At 39.2% G+C, this 17932-nt stretch carries 21 protein-coding genes and 3 tRNA genes; 7 read left to right on the top strand and 17 right to left on the bottom strand.

All coding sequences use genetic code 11. The annotated features are described in order from the left end of the window. Positions 1-36: 36 nt before the first annotated feature. Positions 37-1035, top strand: coding sequence for a beta-ketoacyl-ACP synthase III (locus tag BM015_RS11980; protein WP_090658641.1), 999 nt, complete (start codon positions 37-39; stop codon positions 1033-1035). 51 nt (positions 1036-1086) lie between these two features. Here the strand turns inward: BM015_RS11980 and BM015_RS11975 are convergent, their stop codons facing one another. After that, positions 1087-1314 (bottom strand): hypothetical protein, encoded by a 228-nt coding sequence (locus BM015_RS11975; protein WP_143075839.1) that lies wholly within the window; start codon positions 1312-1314, stop codon positions 1087-1089. Between the two features lie 186 nt (positions 1315-1500). Here BM015_RS11975 and pdxA point away from each other — a divergent pair, with 186 nt between their 5' ends. Further along, a complete protein-coding gene (gene pdxA, locus BM015_RS11970; RefSeq protein WP_090658637.1) occupies positions 1501-2610 on the top strand; it encodes a 4-hydroxythreonine-4-phosphate dehydrogenase PdxA in 1110 nt (369 codons plus the stop codon). Between the two features lie 114 nt (positions 2611-2724). Then, complete coding sequence (locus BM015_RS11965; RefSeq protein WP_090658635.1) at positions 2725-3240, top strand: YdeI/OmpD-associated family protein; 516 nt, start codon at positions 2725-2727, stop codon at positions 3238-3240. Positions 3241-3282: 42 nt separating this feature from the next. Here the strand turns inward: BM015_RS11965 and BM015_RS11960 are convergent, their stop codons facing one another. Further along, a complete protein-coding gene (locus BM015_RS11960; protein ID WP_090658633.1) occupies positions 3283-3714 on the bottom strand; it encodes an acyl-CoA thioesterase in 432 nt (143 codons plus the stop codon). A 76-nt stretch (positions 3715-3790) separates the two neighbouring features. Between BM015_RS11960 and BM015_RS11955 the strand changes: the two genes are divergently transcribed. Next, complete coding sequence (locus BM015_RS11955) at positions 3791-4300, top strand: hypothetical protein (protein WP_090658631.1); 510 nt, start codon at positions 3791-3793, stop codon at positions 4298-4300. A 51-nt stretch (positions 4301-4351) separates the two neighbouring features. Here the strand turns inward: BM015_RS11955 and BM015_RS11950 are convergent, their stop codons facing one another. The 15 genes from BM015_RS11950 to BM015_RS11880 all read right to left on the bottom strand — a co-directional run bounded on the left by BM015_RS11950 (position 4352) and on the right by BM015_RS11880 (position 14876). Then, positions 4352-6880: a BamA/TamA family outer membrane protein gene (locus BM015_RS11950; protein ID WP_090658629.1), complete on the bottom strand. Its 2529-nt coding sequence runs from the start codon at positions 6878-6880 to the stop codon at positions 4352-4354. Between the two features lie 111 nt (positions 6881-6991). Next, positions 6992-7375 (bottom strand): DUF3037 domain-containing protein, encoded by a 384-nt coding sequence (locus BM015_RS11945; RefSeq protein WP_090658627.1) that lies wholly within the window; start codon positions 7373-7375, stop codon positions 6992-6994. Next, on the bottom strand, positions 7353-8150 hold the full coding sequence (locus BM015_RS11940; protein WP_090658624.1) for a HipA family kinase: 798 nt from the start codon (positions 8148-8150) through the stop codon (positions 7353-7355). Before BM015_RS11940 ends, BM015_RS11945 begins: the two co-directional genes overlap by 23 nt. Before the next feature lie 313 nt (positions 8151-8463). After that, a complete protein-coding gene (locus BM015_RS11935; protein WP_143075838.1) occupies positions 8464-8658 on the bottom strand; it encodes a hypothetical protein in 195 nt (64 codons plus the stop codon). 67 nt (positions 8659-8725) lie between these two features. Further along, the gene (locus BM015_RS11930) at positions 8726-9160 is read right to left on the bottom strand and encodes a cupin domain-containing protein (RefSeq protein WP_245751379.1); all 435 of its coding nucleotides are present in this window, start codon (positions 9158-9160) and stop codon (positions 8726-8728) included. A gap of 65 nt (positions 9161-9225) precedes the next feature. Continuing rightward, a complete protein-coding gene (locus tag BM015_RS11925) occupies positions 9226-9807 on the bottom strand; it encodes a Crp/Fnr family transcriptional regulator (protein WP_177191889.1) in 582 nt (193 codons plus the stop codon). A gap of 331 nt (positions 9808-10138) precedes the next feature. After that, positions 10139-11497, bottom strand: a complete 1359-nt coding sequence (locus BM015_RS11920; protein WP_090658616.1) for a Gfo/Idh/MocA family protein — start codon at positions 11495-11497, stop codon at positions 10139-10141. Between the two features lie 237 nt (positions 11498-11734). Then, positions 11735-12103, bottom strand: a complete 369-nt coding sequence (locus BM015_RS11915) for an MGMT family protein (protein WP_090658614.1) — start codon at positions 12101-12103, stop codon at positions 11735-11737. A 93-nt stretch (positions 12104-12196) separates the two neighbouring features. After that, on the bottom strand, positions 12197-12397 hold the full coding sequence (locus tag BM015_RS11910; RefSeq protein WP_090658613.1) for a C1orf53 family protein: 201 nt from the start codon (positions 12395-12397) through the stop codon (positions 12197-12199). Further along, positions 12378-13082 (bottom strand): tRNA (guanosine(46)-N7)-methyltransferase TrmB, encoded by a 705-nt coding sequence (gene trmB, locus BM015_RS11905; RefSeq protein WP_090658611.1) that lies wholly within the window; start codon positions 13080-13082, stop codon positions 12378-12380. Before trmB ends, BM015_RS11910 begins: the two co-directional genes overlap by 20 nt. Before the next feature lie 35 nt (positions 13083-13117). After that, a tRNA-Gln gene (locus BM015_RS11900) sits at positions 13118-13188 on the bottom strand. A 130-nt stretch (positions 13189-13318) separates the two neighbouring features. Next, a tRNA-Leu gene (locus BM015_RS11895) sits at positions 13319-13405 on the bottom strand. A 44-nt stretch (positions 13406-13449) separates the two neighbouring features. Then, positions 13450-13522: transfer RNA gene (locus tag BM015_RS11890), tRNA-Gly, on the bottom strand. A 73-nt stretch (positions 13523-13595) separates the two neighbouring features. Next, entirely contained in the window at positions 13596-13805 is a 210-nt protein-coding gene (locus BM015_RS11885) for a hypothetical protein (RefSeq protein WP_090658608.1), read from the bottom strand. Between the two features lie 42 nt (positions 13806-13847). After that, positions 13848-14876 carry a glycosyltransferase family 2 protein gene (locus BM015_RS11880; RefSeq protein ID WP_090658606.1) on the bottom strand — a complete coding sequence of 343 codons (1029 nt, stop codon included), beginning with the start codon at positions 14874-14876 and terminating at the stop codon, positions 13848-13850. Between the two features lie 135 nt (positions 14877-15011). On the opposite strand from BM015_RS11880, the gene BM015_RS11875 reads away from it, so the two are divergent. The 3 genes from BM015_RS11875 to BM015_RS11865 all read left to right on the top strand — a co-directional run bounded on the left by BM015_RS11875 (position 15012) and on the right by BM015_RS11865 (position 17716). Further along, entirely contained in the window at positions 15012-15887 is an 876-nt protein-coding gene (locus BM015_RS11875; protein WP_090658604.1) for a YicC/YloC family endoribonuclease, read from the top strand. A gap of 3 nt (positions 15888-15890) precedes the next feature. Beyond that, on the top strand, positions 15891-16358 hold the full coding sequence (locus tag BM015_RS11870) for a gliding motility lipoprotein GldH (RefSeq protein ID WP_090658602.1): 468 nt from the start codon (positions 15891-15893) through the stop codon (positions 16356-16358). An 89-nt stretch (positions 16359-16447) separates the two neighbouring features. After that, positions 16448-17716, top strand: coding sequence for an alpha-amylase family glycosyl hydrolase (locus tag BM015_RS11865; RefSeq protein ID WP_090658601.1), 1269 nt, complete (start codon positions 16448-16450; stop codon positions 17714-17716). Positions 17717-17932 lie beyond the last annotated feature (216 nt).

The following is a 17932-nucleotide window of genomic DNA, read 5'->3' as shown; positions in this document are numbered from 1 at the left end:
TAATTTCAATACTTTTGAAACACAATATTTTAAAATATGAGTAAAATAACTGCAGCCATTACTGCTGTAGGCGGTTATGTTCCGGAGTACAGGTTAACGAATAAGGAACTGGAAACGATGGTTGAAACAAATGATGAATGGATAAGAACAAGAACAGGCATTAGTGAAAGAAGAATTTTGAAAGGGGCCGGTAAAGGAAGCAGCGATCTTGCTTTGCCAGCTATTCAGGAAATAATAAAAAAGAAAAATCTGGACCCTCTTGAAATTGATTGCATTATTGTGGGCACTGTAACACCCGATATGGTTTTTCCCGCTACAGCAAATATTATTGCGGCTAAAATTGGCGCAACAAACGCATGGGGTTTTGATGTAAGCGCTGCCTGCAGCGGCTTTTTGTATTCACTCACAACCGGAGCCACGTTTATTGAAAGCGGGCGCTACAAAAAAGTTTTGGTGGTTGGCGTAGATAAAATGAGCGCCATAGTTGATTACACAGACAGGGCTACCTGCATAATTTTTGGTGACGGCGCCGGCGCTGTTTTATTGGAACCCTCTATTGATGAAACCGGTATTAAAGACAGCATCTTAAAAAGCGACGGCAAAGGCGCTGAATACCTGCACATGAAAGCCGGCGGCTCCCGTGAACCTGCTACTATTGAAACCGTTCAGGCTAAAAAACATTTTATTTACCAGGAAGGGAAAGCTGTGTTTAAACATGCCGTAGAAGGCATGGCCGATGTGAGCGCAGAAATAATGAAGCAAAATAGCCTGGGCGCAGATGATGTGGCATGGCTTGTGCCACACCAGGCTAACCTTAGAATAATTGATGCTACTGCAAACCGAATGGGATTGCCAAGGGAAAAAGTGATGATTAATATTCAGAAGTATGGCAACACAACAGCGGCAACCATACCGCTTTGTTTATGGGAATGGGAGAAGCAGTTAAAGAAGGGCGATAACCTGATCCTTGCAGCATTTGGCGGCGGCTTTACCTGGGGCGCCACATGGGTTAAATGGTCTTACGATACTAAATAAAAAAGAGGTTGCATTTCGCAACCTCCATTATTTTATTACTATAACAGCCAACTACATTTCAGTAGTTGTTGGCTTGGATTTTTTTACAGGAAGGCTTACTAATATTAAAATAAATATGGCTGACCCCACTATCCAAATCCATGTATGATCATACCAGGGCGCTGGCTTTACCGTGGCCGTAACATCTAAATTGCCCGATGTATCCTGTGCACATAACCAGCAAGTAATGAAGCAAAAAATAAATGATAATGAAAACATCTTTGCAGCAGTCGTTTTCATAGTTTGTTTCATATAATCGTTTATGACAATTATTCAACAATCAAGCCAGTAAAAGATTGCATGAGGTGCGTGGTGCGCAAAGAATTAAAATACAAGTACTTTTGCCACAAAAAATATATGCGTAAATAAAAACCGGTACAGGCTTTATTGCGGATTAATTTATTTTTACCCAAACAAAATATTACTATGAATGCAGAACAGCAAAAACCATTGATAGGATTTACCTCTGGTGATATTAATGGTATTGGCATTGAACTTATTATTAAAACATTAAGTGATAACCGCATCCTCGACCAATGCACACCCGTGGTTTTTGCCAGCAATAAATGCATCAATTTTTACCGTAAGTCAATGCCTGAAATTAATTTCTCGTACCAGTCAGTTAAGGATTTTTCACGCATCAATCATAAGCAGCTTAATATATTTAATTGCTGGGATGAAGAAGTGCCAATCTCTGCAGGGCAGTTAAACGAAACCGGAGGCCGGTATGCAAGAACATCATTGCAGCATGCGGTTAATGCATTAAAAGATGGGCTTATACAAGGCCTTGTAACAGCGCCGCTGCATAAAAAAAATATACAATCCGCCGATTTTAATTTCACCGGCCATACGCCTTATTTAAAACATGCATTTGGTTTAAATGATGTTGTTATGCTGATGGTTGCTTCAAACCTGCGTGTGGCGCTGGTTACAGAGCATGTGCCTGTAAAAGACATAGCTGCCCATATTTCAAAAGAAAGTATAATAAGCAAACTTGTTATAATAAATGAAAGCCTCAAAAGGGATTTTGGTATTGAAAAGCCAAAGATTGCGGTGCTTGGGTTAAACCCTCATGCAGGCGATGAAGGCCTCGTGGGCAATGAAGAACAAACTATTATAAAGCCTTCTGTTAAAGAAGTAAAAGATAAAGGCATACTTGCCTTTGGGCCATTTAGTGCAGATGCTTTTTTTGCGAGGGCGCAGTACCAGCAGTTTGATGCCGTATTGGCTATGTATCACGACCAGGGTTTGATTCCTTTTAAATCGCTGGCAATAGGAGAGGGCGTTAATTATACAGCGGGAATGCCGGCAATAAGAACAAGCCCCGATCATGGTACTGCCTTTGATATTGCGGGCAAAGGCCAGGCCGATGCTTCTTCTTTTCTTGCAGCTATATTTGAGTGTATAGATATAATTAAACGCCGCGCAGATTATGATGAAAGCCGCAGTAACCCGTTGCGCAAGATGAGTAATGTGATTATAGCCAATGCAGCCGATGAAGCAATTGAAGTGAACGAAGATGAAAGTGAAAGCTGATTTATCGCTGGAGAAAGTGCATAATCCTGGATTGTTTTTTTCTGAATTATATGTTTTGATATTACTCACCATTCACTACTGACAACTCACTGTTAACCTGAAAGCAGTATAACAATGGTAAAGATCACCGCTACATTATTAAAGTTTGATGAACAGGGTGAAAAAACCGGCTGGACATACTTTGTTATACCTGAAGATATTGCTCAGCAAATAAATCCTGGATGTAAGAAAATATATCGCGTAAAAGGCAAACTGGATAATTATAAATTAAGCAGTGTAGCTATAATGCCAATGGGCGATGGCAGTTTTATAATGCCGGTAAATGCAGATATGCGTAAAGCAATTGGCAAACGTAAAGGTGCAATGATAACTGCAACACTTGAAGCCGATAATAAGCCGGTGCAATTAAATGAAGATTTTATGGCTTGCTTAAATGATGAGCCGGCAGCGCTGGAACATTTCAATTCGTTAAGCGGCAGCCACAGGAATTATTTCAGCAAGTGGATAGACAGCGCTAAAACAGAGCCTACCAAAACAAAAAGAATTGCAATGGCCCTTTCTGCCTTATCAAGAAAAATGGGTTACTCTGAAATGATGCGTGAACAAAAGGCAAAGAAAGAATTGAATTAAGGAAGAATATTCCTGCCTGCATTTATTTAGTTCAAAAAATTATTACACAGTTTTATAATCTTCCGTTTTCGGAATGGTATTCAACGTATGAATCACCATTTGCGGAGGCGCAGCTATTTTTCTTTTTATAGTATCCATCCAGGCGCCATCAACAATTAACAGCGCAGCCAGTTCATTTTCGTTTTTAAAAATTTCGTGCTGCATAGAAAATTTCCTGAAATCTGCAGATACAGATTTTAGCTTTAGCGATATGCTTATCTTATCACCAAAGATTATTTCTTTCATAAAAAAACATTCTTCGCGGAATAAAATTGGGCCGATGGAATGTTCCCGCATTACATCTTCTGTTATGCCGTTATCAAACAAAAAATTAATACGGCAATATGCCCCGAAATCATAATAAACAGAATGGCGGAGATGAAAATTAGGATCAAGGTCACTCCACCTGGTTTCAATTTGTTTTATATAATTCATGTATTGAAGATAATGAACGGCTTAGTATTATTTCAGCAGTTTTATGGAAAAAATATTTGTTTGCTTCTTATAATGTATGGCAAAACCAAAACAAAGAATGAACAATGTAAATATGGCTTTTCTTTATGGAGTTCAGATTTTTCTGCTGCTTGCATTTATGCATCAAACAGATCGTGTTCTCCAGAAATATAAATTTCCAGTGGTTTTAAGGATGGCCCTACCGGAAGATGGTCCGGATACAAGCTATTTCGGAAGACGTTTTAGTGGTGAAGGGTTTTTGAATGAAGCAAAAAGACAGCGCAAAAAAATTACAACAATCTATCTTACCGGTATTCCTGCAGAAGATATAAAACGGTTTGACCTTGTTAAATATGAATCAAGAAAAATTGAATACACACACGATACGATGAATATTATAAAAGTTCATTTTAATGAGAATTGCACCTACGGTCAATTTGTGAATTTAGTGAATATAATGGTTGAAGACAAGCATAAAAGGTACATGTATTATAAAGATGATTTTTATATTATTAAAAACCCGATTATAGAAACAGTATCAAATAACGTAAAGATGCTCTACTTATAGAATAGGCATTTAAATATTTGTTCAATGCATGGAATTATTAGAGAAGATATTTTATTTCACTAACGGAAATGTTGCCCGCACCTGCAGCGTATTTTCATTTTTATAAAATCCAAATGTGGCATCTAAATATATAAGATTGAAAGGCGCTACTATAAGGCCGGCGCCATAAGCAATGTGCAATGTATTTGATTTTTCGCCCGAAAGCCAAACGCGGCCATCATCACAAAAAATAAGGAAACCTGCTTTGCCATTAAAGAACCAGGAATGAAAAGGCGAAATAAAACGAAGGTCGTTTGTATTATAAAAAGCTGTTTTACCACGAAACCTGTCTGCCGGCACACCGCGGAATATTACACCACCTATTGAAGGATATTGATAAAATTCAGGATTGCCGGTAACGGTAGAAACACCAGCCCTGATATTGAGTGAAAATTTTGATACCAGCGGAATATAAACGTAAACATTTCCACCATACTTTATATAATGGCTTGAACGGTCGTTTACGTTTTGCTCGCCCATTGCTGAAGCATTAATATAAAAACCTTTTGTTGGTACAATGGCATCATTCAACAGCTCATAGCTGTAGCTTAAGCCGCCGCCTGCGTATGTTTGCCATTTAAAATTTGTGGTGTTCATCCCAGGTTTGGCAATAAACCTTGCTGTATCATTTATCACCTTTATGCCCTGCACGCTGGCAAATGCACTAATGCTGTTATTGCCAAAATATTTTGTAAGCTGTGGCCTGAATATCCACTGTCTTGTTCTTGTGGTATAGTACTTTAATTTACGAATGCCTTCATGTGTTGTTTTGTTGCCCAACCCATAATAAAACTGCCAGCGCACATGATCATAATTAGCTAATAACGACAGGTTTGATTTTAAAATTAATTTAGGAAATAATGCCTTGTAAGTTATGCTTGGTGCATTTTCCATGATGGAGTAATGCAGGCTGAGGTTTTGTGCTGAAGCAAATGGCCGCTTGTCCCATTTATTTGACAATATATTATAACTAAGCCCTGCGAATAGCCTGTCTTCCAGGGTAAAAAATATTATCGGCGATATACCGCGCCTGTTATACCTGAACCAGTCATAATGATAAGACCGGTACATAGTATCATTGCTGATGTGAATGCTGTTGGCCTCATTTGTTTTAATGCCATCTTTTGCATAAACCGTTATGTTATTATTCTTTTTGCTTAACGCTGATATATCAATAACAGAATCATTATTCAGGCCATCGCTTATTTTTATGCTGATATTATTTTTACCCTCGCCCCAAATACGGTAACTGTCATTACCATTCAACCCAAATAATCTTATTTCTTTTGTTTCAGAAGATTTAAAGGTTTTTGCATAATAAGGAGAGTTATTATCCGCTTCAAAAACCTGCAGGCGCACTTCATTGTTATTAATGCGTTGCACATCAAACCTGTCGTTATTTTCAGAACCTGTTACCTGAACTTCTTTGGAAATAAAATGATAATATTCATTTGCCCATTCCACAATATGCCTGCGTCTTTCTTTAAGCTTTGCCGTTATTTCATTGCCCGTGGCGGCATACATTTCCGGTGGAAATTGTTTAACGGCATCTTCAATAACATCATCTGCCAGCGACTGCTGCAAATCTTTCGCAATGCTTATCCAATCTTCCAGGCTGGTTTGGTTTAGCAATCTCCGGTCAATATCTTTTTCCCGCTGGTTAATAAATTTTACGCTTGGAATATTGTTCTTAAATTTTTGAAAATAGTTTAACCTGCCTATACCTAAACCTGCACCAAACAATAACCCATCATAATTGGAAAGCGCCTGGTCGCGGTTAACTGGCAAAGGAATATATACTGTTTTATCACCGCTTATTGTTTTGCCCCAAAGCCAGTTTTGTTCAGGCCTGTTCCAGTCATTTAAAAACATGTCGAACAGCCTTGCTTTTATCAATGCTTTTTCATCAATGGTTATATTGGCGTTGCTGTTTAATGTATCCAATAAAACTGTTGTTGTAATATAACTTTCAAAATTGCCCGGCACGAGTTCTTCAAATACAAAGAACTTATTACCGAATGTATTATTGTATTCGCCAAGCAGTGGTTGTGAAGGCACATACCGGTAAGAAATATTTGCCGAATAAATATCCGCGGCTTTTGCCAGTATAGGCACGGGAGCGCCGGCATAAGGGTTAGATGCAGAGCCGCCATCTGTTAATCTTTGTTCAACAAATGTTTTGCGGAAAAGTTCAGGAAGAATTTTCCCCAAATTTTTGTCAACCGGCCTTATTAAATATTCCTTGCCGGCTGCATCTTGCACGTGCAGGTTTAGTAAATTATTCTTAATACCGGCGGAAAGAATTTTGAAATTGGCTGCGGTGCTGTCAAGGTTCAATACCCGGATGGTTGCAGGCATTGTCCATTCATCCCTGTAATTATTGCCCCAAAGCCAGCGTTTAAAACTGCCTGCTTCATATTCAGGGCCGGGAATTATTTTTTGATGATGCCCGGCGGTATCAACAGTTGTTTGTGCAATAGCAGGATGGCAGGCAGCGAGGCAGATTAAAAACTGTGGAAAAAAGAGATAAAATTTTCTCATACATTACCATGTAAAAAAATCCTGCCAAGTATTGATATAGTTAATCGGCTCGAAAACGCTTCAAAAGCGTCAGACCTGTAGTAACTTTCTTAATGTAATGCGAACGGGGTCTTACAACACCAGCGTTTCAAAAAGTTTCTCCAGCGTTGCTTCAAGATTATCAGAAAAACCGGGATGCACCGGCGATGTTTGTACAATCGTGCTTCTTACAGCCGTTAACCACCTGAACCGGCCAGCCAACGGTAATGCTGCAATAGGGCCGGCATTTTTATCAGCTTTGCATATCTGTTCAAAAACAAGCAATCTTTTTTGCAGGTCATCTATATCAATCTCTTTACAAAACGTAGCTATCTTTTTTTTATTCAGTTCATATTTTGTTTGTAAAAAACCGGCGGCAGCACAATACATAATTACACCCACGTTAAAGAACTCCTGGCGTTCCACACGCGGCACCACCCGTATAACGGCATATTCAAATAATAGTTTTTCTTGCATGTATTGCTTCTTTTATAAAAATGGCCGATGCGGCAAGCCTCGCTTTTAAAAATTGTGCATATATATTCCTTTTTATTTCCGGCGTTTCATCGCTGTCGTTTTCTTCAAGCCATGCGGAAGGAATTAATTCAACAATAGCATCAATTATTGCATCATTTAATATTGTATGAAACAATGCATCAACATCTTCAAGCCTTGATGCATATTTCAAAAGCACATGATCTTTCACCTGTTCAAAAGACCGTTCTGCATTCTTTAAAAAACTTTGCCATGCATGATGAAAATATAAAGAAGCACCATGATCTATCAGCCATAATTCCCTGTTCCAGACAAGCATATTGGTATTGCGTGCTGTGCGGTCAACATTGCAGATAAAACAATCCAGCCACATAATTTTTGATGCCAGCATTTCATCCACCCCGGTAACAGCCGCATCGAATGTAACGGCGCCGGAAAGATAATGCAGCGCCATATTCAAACCCGTACTGGATTTTAAAAGGTCCTGGATTTCTTCATCGGGCTCTGTTCTGCCGAATGCAGCATCGAGATTAGCAAAAACTATTTCAGGCACTTTAAGCCCAAGTGTTTTGGCCAGCAGGCCGCCAATTAATTCTGCAATAAGCGCTTTTTTGCCCTGGCCGGCGCCTTTAAATTTTACTACATACATGAAACCATCATCCGCCTCTGCAATGGCTGGCAGCGAGCCGCCTTCGCGCAGCGGAACCACGTAGCGCATCACATTTACGGTTCTGACATCAAAAGCAATTGCCTGCATTTTTTTGTAATTGATAAGGGTTAAAATTATAGCAACGGAATGAATTGGGATAAGCTGTTGTGAAAATGCAGCCCGCAGTTAGTAAAGCGCTGCAATAACCGGAAAAGCTTTGGCCTGCTACTGAACACCAATAGTGGCACAAAGCTTTAGTCTTCTTATGAAACGATTTTTATTTGTTTGTCAGCCACTCACCGTGCCTGTTTTCATTTTACCGGTATGTTTGTAGTTAGCGAAAATTACACCGCTTGTCAATCTGTTACAGTAAAGGCTGCAGGCATAATGTCTTCACCAAATAAACGCTTGCTTTTGCGGATTAGAGCACCAGTTCTGTTTCAAGTGTATTGTTTGTTATTGATCTTCTTCTTTTGTTGTTTTTCACTATGTGCTTTACTGCACTGAATTTCCGTTGTATCCATTCTTTGAAGCGAACTTTTTTATCCGGAAAAAGTATTTCTGGTTTAAACGCTGCGTCCAAATGTTCAGAGAACATTGTAAGATACTTGTCCATATATGCTTTTATAAGTTTAATTTTTGTTTCTGCGTTTTCAGATCTATTGAAATAAATCGGTGCAGCATTATCTTTTGGGCACAACAGGCACAAGCCCATGTTTTGCCATTACCATTCCCAGCTTTTTGAGATCAGGGGTGCCTGGCTGGTTTACTATATCGGCTACCTCTCTAAAGAAAACGGGCCCGAGCAATGCCGGGGTAATTATAGTTAGCCCTTTGGCATCATTTTGTTTTAAATTGTCAAAGCCATGAACTACACCGCGTGGTATAAAACAGGTTTCACCCGGATTAATATCCGTTATCTTGCCATCTACTGTAAAAGTTAATACCCCTGATAAACCGTAGATAGTTTCATCGTAGTGTTCGTGGTAATGTGGCAGCGGCGTTTTGGCACCGGCAGGAACGGTAAATTCAAACATGGCGGCAGCGCCATTAGTGTCTGCAGCTTCAAGCAAAAAGTCAATTGTAATTTGCCCGGCTTTGATGGTTTCTTTTTTCATAAAAATAATTTATGAGGCAAACCTATAGCCGCGAAACAGCAATGTTCTTGATTTGAAATAAGAAATTACTTATCGGTAATTTTTTTTCTGATGCGGCTTAAAGTTTCCGGCGTCATAGATAAATAGGCGGCTATGTGGTACAGTGGTATTCGCTGTAATAAAAACGGTTCTTCTTTTATAAAGCGCCTGTATTTTTCTTCGGGTGTTTCCACCGTGGCTTCAGCGAGCCTTTTCTTCAGCATATAATTTGTGTCTTGTTGCGCCCTTATAAAACCCATGGTAAACGACCGTATTTGTGTTACGGCATATTTCCAATTTTTTTGATTAATGCATTGCAGTTTGCTGTTTTCGAGCGCCTGCACATATAATTCAGTTGGCTTATTATCCAGGAAACTTACCAGCTCGCTGCACCACCCGTTTTCCGTTTTAAAATAAATGGTACGTTCTTCTCCGTTATTGTTAATGTAATACTGCCGCAGGCAACCCTGCTGAACAAAATAAACATGCCTCACTATTTCACCTGAACGATAGAGATGATGATTCTTTTTTACTTCCAATTGCTCAAATAGGGGAATGATTTTCCTGCAATCTTCATCCGAAGCATTATATTCCTGTTTGAAATGAGTTAAAAGCGGTGAACTGTTCATAAGCATTAGACTTTATGGCTGACTAACGTTACAGTTTTCGCAGGCGGTAATAGATATTTGTGTGTTCGTGACTGTAGCCAAATCTATAAATGATCGTTCATTGTTTATTACAACGATAAAAAGCCCTTTGTTGTAATTATTATTGCTGTTTTCCTGGTAATTCCCGCTATGTTACAAAGCAATTTTGCTATTCAGGCCTTTACTGTTAACTGAAAATGTATTGGCGTACTTGTGCCTTGCAATTTAAAATAAAGCAAACCCGCACAAGTACCTAATACACAAAGCAAACCCGCCGCTTTAAAACAGCGGGATATTATATCCTGTAACGCTATTAATATTTGAACACTTTTCCATTAACCATTACTTCCTGTGTGGCTTCATCAAACGTTGCCTTATAGCCTGTGTGCACGGCAGCATTTGTCATAATATTAGCGATTGAATGAGAATAGCCGGCTTCTACAGGCGCATTCGGTTGTTTCCTTGACCGTATGCATTCCATCCAGTTATGAATATGGTTAGTGGTAAGCACATCGCCGCCGGTATTGGCAGAGGCAACAACTTTTTCCGAAACTTCAGAAAGGTTTAATTCAGGAAGCAGGTTTGGCTGCATGTGCATAGCCGCCGCTGCATTTTTCGTTAAGCCGCCGGTAGGTGTAACCTTATTGGTAATAAGGTTTAATTCGCCGCCGTTTGAATAATAGATTTCTGCGGGGTTCTCGTCTCCGTTATGCATGCGGGAAGAAAAAATTACCTGGAAGCCAGATGTAGGATCATTGGCAGGTCCATAATCAAAAACAGCCGTTGTGGTATCCCAATTACGCCTGCCATCTTTCCACATGTAGATGCCACCGTTGGCTACAACACTTCTCGGATGGCTCAGTTTGGAAAACCAATGTACTGTATCAATCTGGTGGCTCATCCACTGGCCCGGCATGCCTGAAGAATAAGGCCAGAATAACCTGTATTCAAGGTATTTTCTCGGGTCGAAGTCTTCATACGGGCGGTTGAGCAGGTAGCGCTTCCAGTCAAGGTCTTCTTCACGGCATTGAGCAACAAGGTCTGGCCTGCGCCAGCGGCCCGGCTGGTTTACATTCCAGGTTAGTTCAACCATAGTAATATTGCCAAACTTGCCCGACTGAATAAATTCTGCTGCTGCTTTATAATTGGCGCCGCTTCTTCGCTGCGAGCCAATCTGAACAATACGGTCGCTGGCTTTTATTGCTTTTAAAGCATCCCGGTTGTCTTCCATTGTTTCTGCAAAAGGCTTTTCACAATACACATCGCAACCGGCCAGCACAGCTTCTTTTGCCAGCAGCGCATGCTGAAAATCGGCTGTGCTGATAAATACCGCATCTATATTTTTCTGACTGTATAATTCATCATTATTCCTGCAGCCTGTAATATCGTGCTGCATTTTTTCTTTTAAGAAAGCAACGCCTTCCTCCCTTCTTTTCTTCCACAAATCAGAAACGGCCACCATATCAAAATTCATCTCTTTATAAAATTTCATAAAAGGCGGAACGTGAGATGAACGGAACCGGTCTGAAAAACCAACTACGCCTACCCGCACCCTGTCGTTGGACCCTATAATGCGGTTATAACTTGCAGCGGAAAATCCCTGGCCTGCTATCATTGTTGCGGCTGCAGCCCCGGCGGTTTTTTTAATAAAATCTCTTCTTGAATTCGGCATGGCTTATCGTTTTTTAGTCAATAAATTTTATAAGGATATGAGATAGGCAATCCCTATCATACAAATAAAGGTCATTATTCCAGACTTTGTAAAAATATTAATAGTTGAATTTATCTGCGAAAACGTTTGCGAACGTTTATAATGTATATAAATTATTGCAACGTATTTACTCAAGCAACAAGGCTAATCATTAACAAGTGATATGTTGATAAATTTGCTTTCCAGTTTTGATGCTTGCTATAGTATCAGTTCTTTTGCAGGGTCCCAGAATAGTTTTTCAAAGTCAACAACCTTATCGTCTTTCACTTTTATTTTTTCTTTTTCCAGGCGTTTTTGCATTTCATCGGGCGAACCAAAATGCATTTTGCCGCTTAATAAGCCAACGCGGTTTACAACGCGGTGAGCAGGTACTTTAGGTTTCACATTCACGCATGCGCCCATTGCCCAGCCCACCATGCGGGCGCTCATTTTTGTACCGAGATAATTTGCAATAGCGCCATAGCTTGTAACGCGCCCTTTTGGAATTTGCCGCGCCACATCCCAAACATCTTCAAAGAAGGAGTGCTTATTGGTTAAGTCTTTTAAATGTTCTTTTGTGTCAGCCATAAAATGTTCAATAATTACGGGTTCACAGGTTGTTCTTCCCAATTACAAATTCCTTATCCCAAAATACATCAATCAATTAACTTCTCAACTAATCTAATCAACCTCACCCTCTTCCTCTCTTTTCTTCAGCAGCAAGCTTCTTCTTGGTTCTTCAACATTTTTATAATCGTAAGGGCAATTTTTACAGCCATTGCCACAGCAATAACCGCGTTGTAATAAATATTCCTTGGTAAACACAACAAGCCCATCGCTGTTAAAATAATAATCGTCATCTTCATTGAGGCGCCTGTTCACGGAATAAAGCTTTTAATTGTTCATCTTTTTCTTTTGGCAAATCTGCATTCAATGTAAAGGCAAGGTAATGCACTTTATTGCTTTGGGCAATATCGAGGCTTTCGTAATGTGTTTTTATTTTAAGTTCATCGTGCAAGTGCTCTTCTTTATACAGGTCATCTTTATCTGCAATCGTTCTTAATCCATATAAATCAATAACGGCTTTGGTGAAGTTGTAAAGATCAGGGCTATCGGTTTTTAAATGAACAATGCCATTTTCCTGTAAAATGTTTTGATATAAACGTAAAAATTTTGGATGTGTTAAACGTTTTTTCATTTTGGAAAAACGCAATTGCGGGTCGGGAAAAGTTATCCATATTTCACTTACTTCATTATTGGTAAAATAATCTGCAAGCTGATCGATCTGTGTGCGCAGAAAGGCAACGTTTTTCAGGCCTTCATTTAAAGCGGTTTTAGCGCCTTTCCAAATACGGTTGCCTTTTATATCAATACCAATAAAATTTCTTTCAGCATATAACCTTCCTAAGCCAACAGCATATTCGCCTTTGCCGCAGGCAAGTTCAAGTGTTATTGGTTGATTGTTTTGAAAAAAAGCATGCCAGTTGCCCTGCATGTTTTTTGGGTGTTGTAAAACGTTAGGAAACGTTTCCAGTTCTGCGAAACGAATTAATTTTTTTTGCGCCATTAAATAAAAGGAAAGCGTAATGCGTGAAAGATAAGTTACCCGGCCTGGATTCGAACCAAGACCATCAGAGCCAGAATCTGAGATACTACCATTATACTACCGGGCAATGGGAGCGCAAATGTAGGAGAATTATTTTTTTTATGGAAATCTCCCGGCCAGAAAGAATTGATTTTAAAACAAAAAAGGCTGCTCATTATTGAACAACCTTTTAAAAATATGCCTGAAAATTCAGCATGTGCCCCAGGCGGGAATTGAACCCGCACTCGCGTTTGCGGCGAACAGGATTTTAAGTCCTGCGTGTCTACCAGTTCCACCACCAGGGCGAAAAAAAAAGTTACCAGTTATTGCTAACTAATAACTTTTACAGAGCGGAAGACCAGGCTCGAACTGGCCACCCCGACCTTGGCAAGGTCGTGCTCTACCAAATGAGCTACTTCCGCATTATGATTAAGAACTTTTTTTTGGGATGGCAAAAATAGCAATCTAGCCGATACTGCAAAATATTTTTGCAATTTATTTATACTGTGGCGTATATAAAGTATTGGCAGGTATTTCCACATCTGGCTTACCCTTGTACCTGTAAGTATAAAGATAATAACTCATGCCTGTAAAAAGGGCTATTAAACAAAGCACCTGCAGGTAAAATAAGAAGCGTGAAGAGTTTACCCAGTTATAACCAAACTCTTTGTCTTTGTACTCTGAAATATTTGTATCGTGTGACATGCTTTAGTTTTAACGCTGCAAAAATAAGGCCTCCGGTTAATATTATCTACCCTCCTTAATAATTTCTGAAAAATGTTTTTTCTTTTTTAAAAAGTATGCCCATATAACCGAGTTATTATAAACGCCTGGTATTTCTTTTATTCTTTTTGAAGGAAGCTTTTGATATGTATTGCCCACCATCATCCATTTAATAACACGGCCATGCGCTTTAAACACTGCTTTAAAAGAAGCAGCATCTTTTTGTAAAAGCGATTTGAATGCAAACAGCCAGTCAAGTAAAATACGTAATGGTAATTTCCACACTGCTTCAGAGAATGTAAAATTTTTCAGCAGCATAATAAGATTGTTCCTGAAATTAAGATAGGTTTTGCGGCTGTTGGTTCTTGCCAAAGTTCCACCGCCCACATGATACACTACAGAAGAAGCGCAACAATATATAGCATAACCTTTGCGCTGCAGCCGCCAGCAAAGATCAATCTCTTCCATGTGTGCAAAAAAATATGCATCAAAACCATGCATTTCATGAAAGCAGGCAGCCCTTATGCATAAGGCTGCGCCGGTTGCCCAAAACACTTTTTCGTTACTATTATATTGGCCCGTATCTTCTTCACAAACATCAAAAATTCTTCCTCTTGCAAAAGCATATCCCAACGTATCCATCCAGCCACCGCAGGCGCCTGCATATTCAAAATATTTTTTGTTATGATAGGAAAGTATTTTGGGCTGGCAGGCTGCAATATGCTTATTGCTTTCCATCAGTTCAATCATATCTTCTATCCAGCCTGCTGTAACTTCAACATCTGAATTTAAAAGAATATAATAATCCGATGATACTTTTTTTAGCGCTTCATTATAACCGCCAGCAAAGCCATAATTTTTATCAAGCACAATAATTTCTGCTGAGGGAAAATTATTTTTCAAATAATCAATGCTGTCATCGGCGGAAGCATTATCCGCTATAATAATTCTTTTATTTGGATACGTGGAAGCAAAAACAGAAGGCAGGAATTGTTCGAGAAAATTACGGCCGTTGTAATTCAGTATAACTATTGCAACGCTGGGAAAATTCAATGCTGTTTTATTTCAAAAATAAATTGAAAACATTCAAATCAAATTATAAAAATCAAACTGCTTTCATTAAATAATTTATAAATACACCGCTTAATTGAACTGCCCGCTTGCAGATAATTACTTTTCTTTGCAGTTATGCTTTACTCAATGACCGGTTATGGCCGCGCAGAAAAGACAATCGGCGGCAAATCATACTTAATTGAATTGCGTTCGTTAAACGGCAAGCAATACGATATACGGCTTACCATGCCATCGCTGCTAAAACCTTACGAAATTGAAATACGTAATATTTTAAATGAAGGATTGATGCGCGGCAGCATTGAATGCATTATTACTGTTTCACAGAATGGTTCTGAAAAACCTGTTAAGCTAAACAAGGCTTTGATAAAGGCGTATTACGAACCTGTATCAGAATTGTCTAAAGAGTTGGACCTGTCGCAGGAAAATGTTTTAAGCACGCTGCTGCGCATGCCGGAAGTTATAAGCACATCTAATGAAGTAATTGCCGAAGCTGAATGGCATTTATTTGAAAACATTTTAAAAGAGGTGATTGCAGAGCTGAATAATCATCGTAAAGAAGAAGGCAAGAGCATGGAAGATGATTTGCTGGCCCGCATAACCAATATTGAATTGCAGCAGGCTGCCGTTGCAGCACTTGAACCGCAACGCCGCGTTAAAATAAAAGAAGGTTTGCAAAAAGTATTGGAAGAAAATATAGGCAAGGAAAATTATGATCCCAACAGGCTTGAGCAGGAGCTGATCTATTACATTGAAAAAATTGATATAAGCGAAGAGCAGGTGCGCCTGAAAAATCATTGCACTTATTTTAAAGAAGTGCTGAATGATAACGCTATTATAAAAGGAAAAAAGTTATCATTCATTTTGCAGGAAATAGGAAGGGAAATAAATACAACCGGCTCCAAAGCTTACGATGCAGAGGTGCAGAAATGCGTAGTATTAATGAAAGACGAACTGGAAAAAGCAAAAGAGCAAATTTTAAATGTATTGTAGTGTATGAAGCATTTGAGGCTTTTAATTTTTATTGTTCCTGCTTTTTTATTCAGCGCCTGCAATACCATTGATGTATTTGAAAAAACAGCGCCAATACCGCTGCATAAATGGAGCAGCGATACCTCGCTGTCGTTTACATTCCAGGCAAAAGATACATTGGCCTATTACAATATTTATTTTGTTTTGCGGCACACAGAAGCCTACCATTTTAATAATATATATATTGACTTTACTTCAACATTTCCTAACAAAAAACCACATACAACACGTTTTGAATTAAAGCTTACCAACGGTAAAGGGTGGATTGGCACTGCGATGGATGATATTATTGAACAGCGCATGCTGCTGTTTACCAAACCTTCCAGGCTTGATTCAGGCACTTACACTTTTGCCATAAGGCAGGTAATGCGCGAAGACCCGCTGGAAAATGTATTGAATGCGGGTGTGAGAGTGGAAAAAGTGGTGCAGTAAACACCATAATTATTACAGTTGATAACAAAAATCAAACTATCATATAAGTCATTGGTATAATACTTGATTTCTTTAGCAATAAAATTTAAATGGCAATAGCTTTTCCGATTATTGATTGGGGAAACGGAACAAATATTTATGAAGTAAACATACGCCAATACACGCACGAAGGCACTTTCAACGCTTTTATAAAACACATTCCGCGCCTGCACAACATGGGCATTGATATTCTATGGCTTATGCCCGTTACGCCCATTAGCGTGGAGAAAAGGCAGGGCACTTTTGGCAGTTATTATGCGGCCAGTTCTTACACCAATATTGATTCTGCCTATGGCACGGAAGATGATTTCAGGGAATTGATTTCCACAGCCCATTTTTTTGGAATGAAAGTAATTATTGACTGGGTTGCCAACCATACCGGTTACGATCATCAATGGACGAAAGAACATGCCGACTGGTACAGAAAAGATGAACAGGGAAATTTTACAGAACTGTATGGCTGGGTTGATGTGATAGACCTGAATTATGAAATACCCGCTTTGCGCGAAGGCATGATTGCTGCCATGAAACACTGGATTGAAAATTTTGATATTGACGGATTTCGCTGCGATATGGCGCGTACCGTTCCCGTAGATTTTTGGGTGGAAGCGCGTGGCGAATGCGATGCCATTAAACCCTTATTCTGGCTGGCCGAATGCGAAATTTTGAATTATCACGAATCGTTCGATCTTACTTATGGCTGGGAAGTAATGCGTGCCTTTGACAAATATTTTAAAGGTGAAATAAAATTTGAGGAAATAAAGCCGCTGTTGATTAATTATGCGCATTATCCCATCGGTTCAAGAAAATTATTGTTTACATCCAACCACGATGAAAATACTTACCAGGGAACTGAATATGAAAAATATGGGCCATCTGCAAAAGCAATGGCTGTGTTTAGTTGTACCTGGCCGGGCATTCCGTTAATATACTCCGGCCAGGAAAAACCAAATTATAAGCGGCTTGAATTTTTTGAAAAAGATTTTATTGACTGGGAAGGCCCTGTGGAATTACATGGGTTTTATAAAACCTTACTCACCATTCGCAAACGCAATAAAGCTTTGCAGGAAAGCGCTTCTGTTTTATTATTAAATACTAACGCGCCTGATGTGCTGGGTTATTTATGCAGGCGGCGCAAAGACAGGGTGCTTGTGCTAATGAACCTTGGAAAAGAAACAACAACATTTTTTATTGACCACCCGGCTTTGCCCGGAAATTATATCAACCTTTTTTCAGGAATGCCTGTTGAGATAAAACGAAAAGAAACGTTTACATTTCAGCCCGGTGAGTATCTGGTATATCACATAACTTATAAATAAAGTTTATGGTTTGTTTGCTACATAACGTGTTGTGCTATTAAAATTTTAGGGAGCATCTATTAAATAATGTTCTTAGCACGTCATGTGGAGGTAACGAGGCATCTCTGCATAATTATAAATTCAAAATAAATTAGAGATTTCTCCTGTCGTCGAAATGACGGTTCAGCCTCCCCACACACAGCCCAATAGCACAACACGTTACTACATAAAAAAACC

It is taken from the genome of Parafilimonas terrae (assembly GCF_900115755.1).
Taxonomy (GTDB): domain Bacteria; phylum Bacteroidota; class Bacteroidia; order Chitinophagales; family Chitinophagaceae; genus Parafilimonas; species Parafilimonas terrae.
Note: the sequence above shows the minus strand (reverse complement) of the source record. Positions and strands in the feature narration are given on the sequence as shown.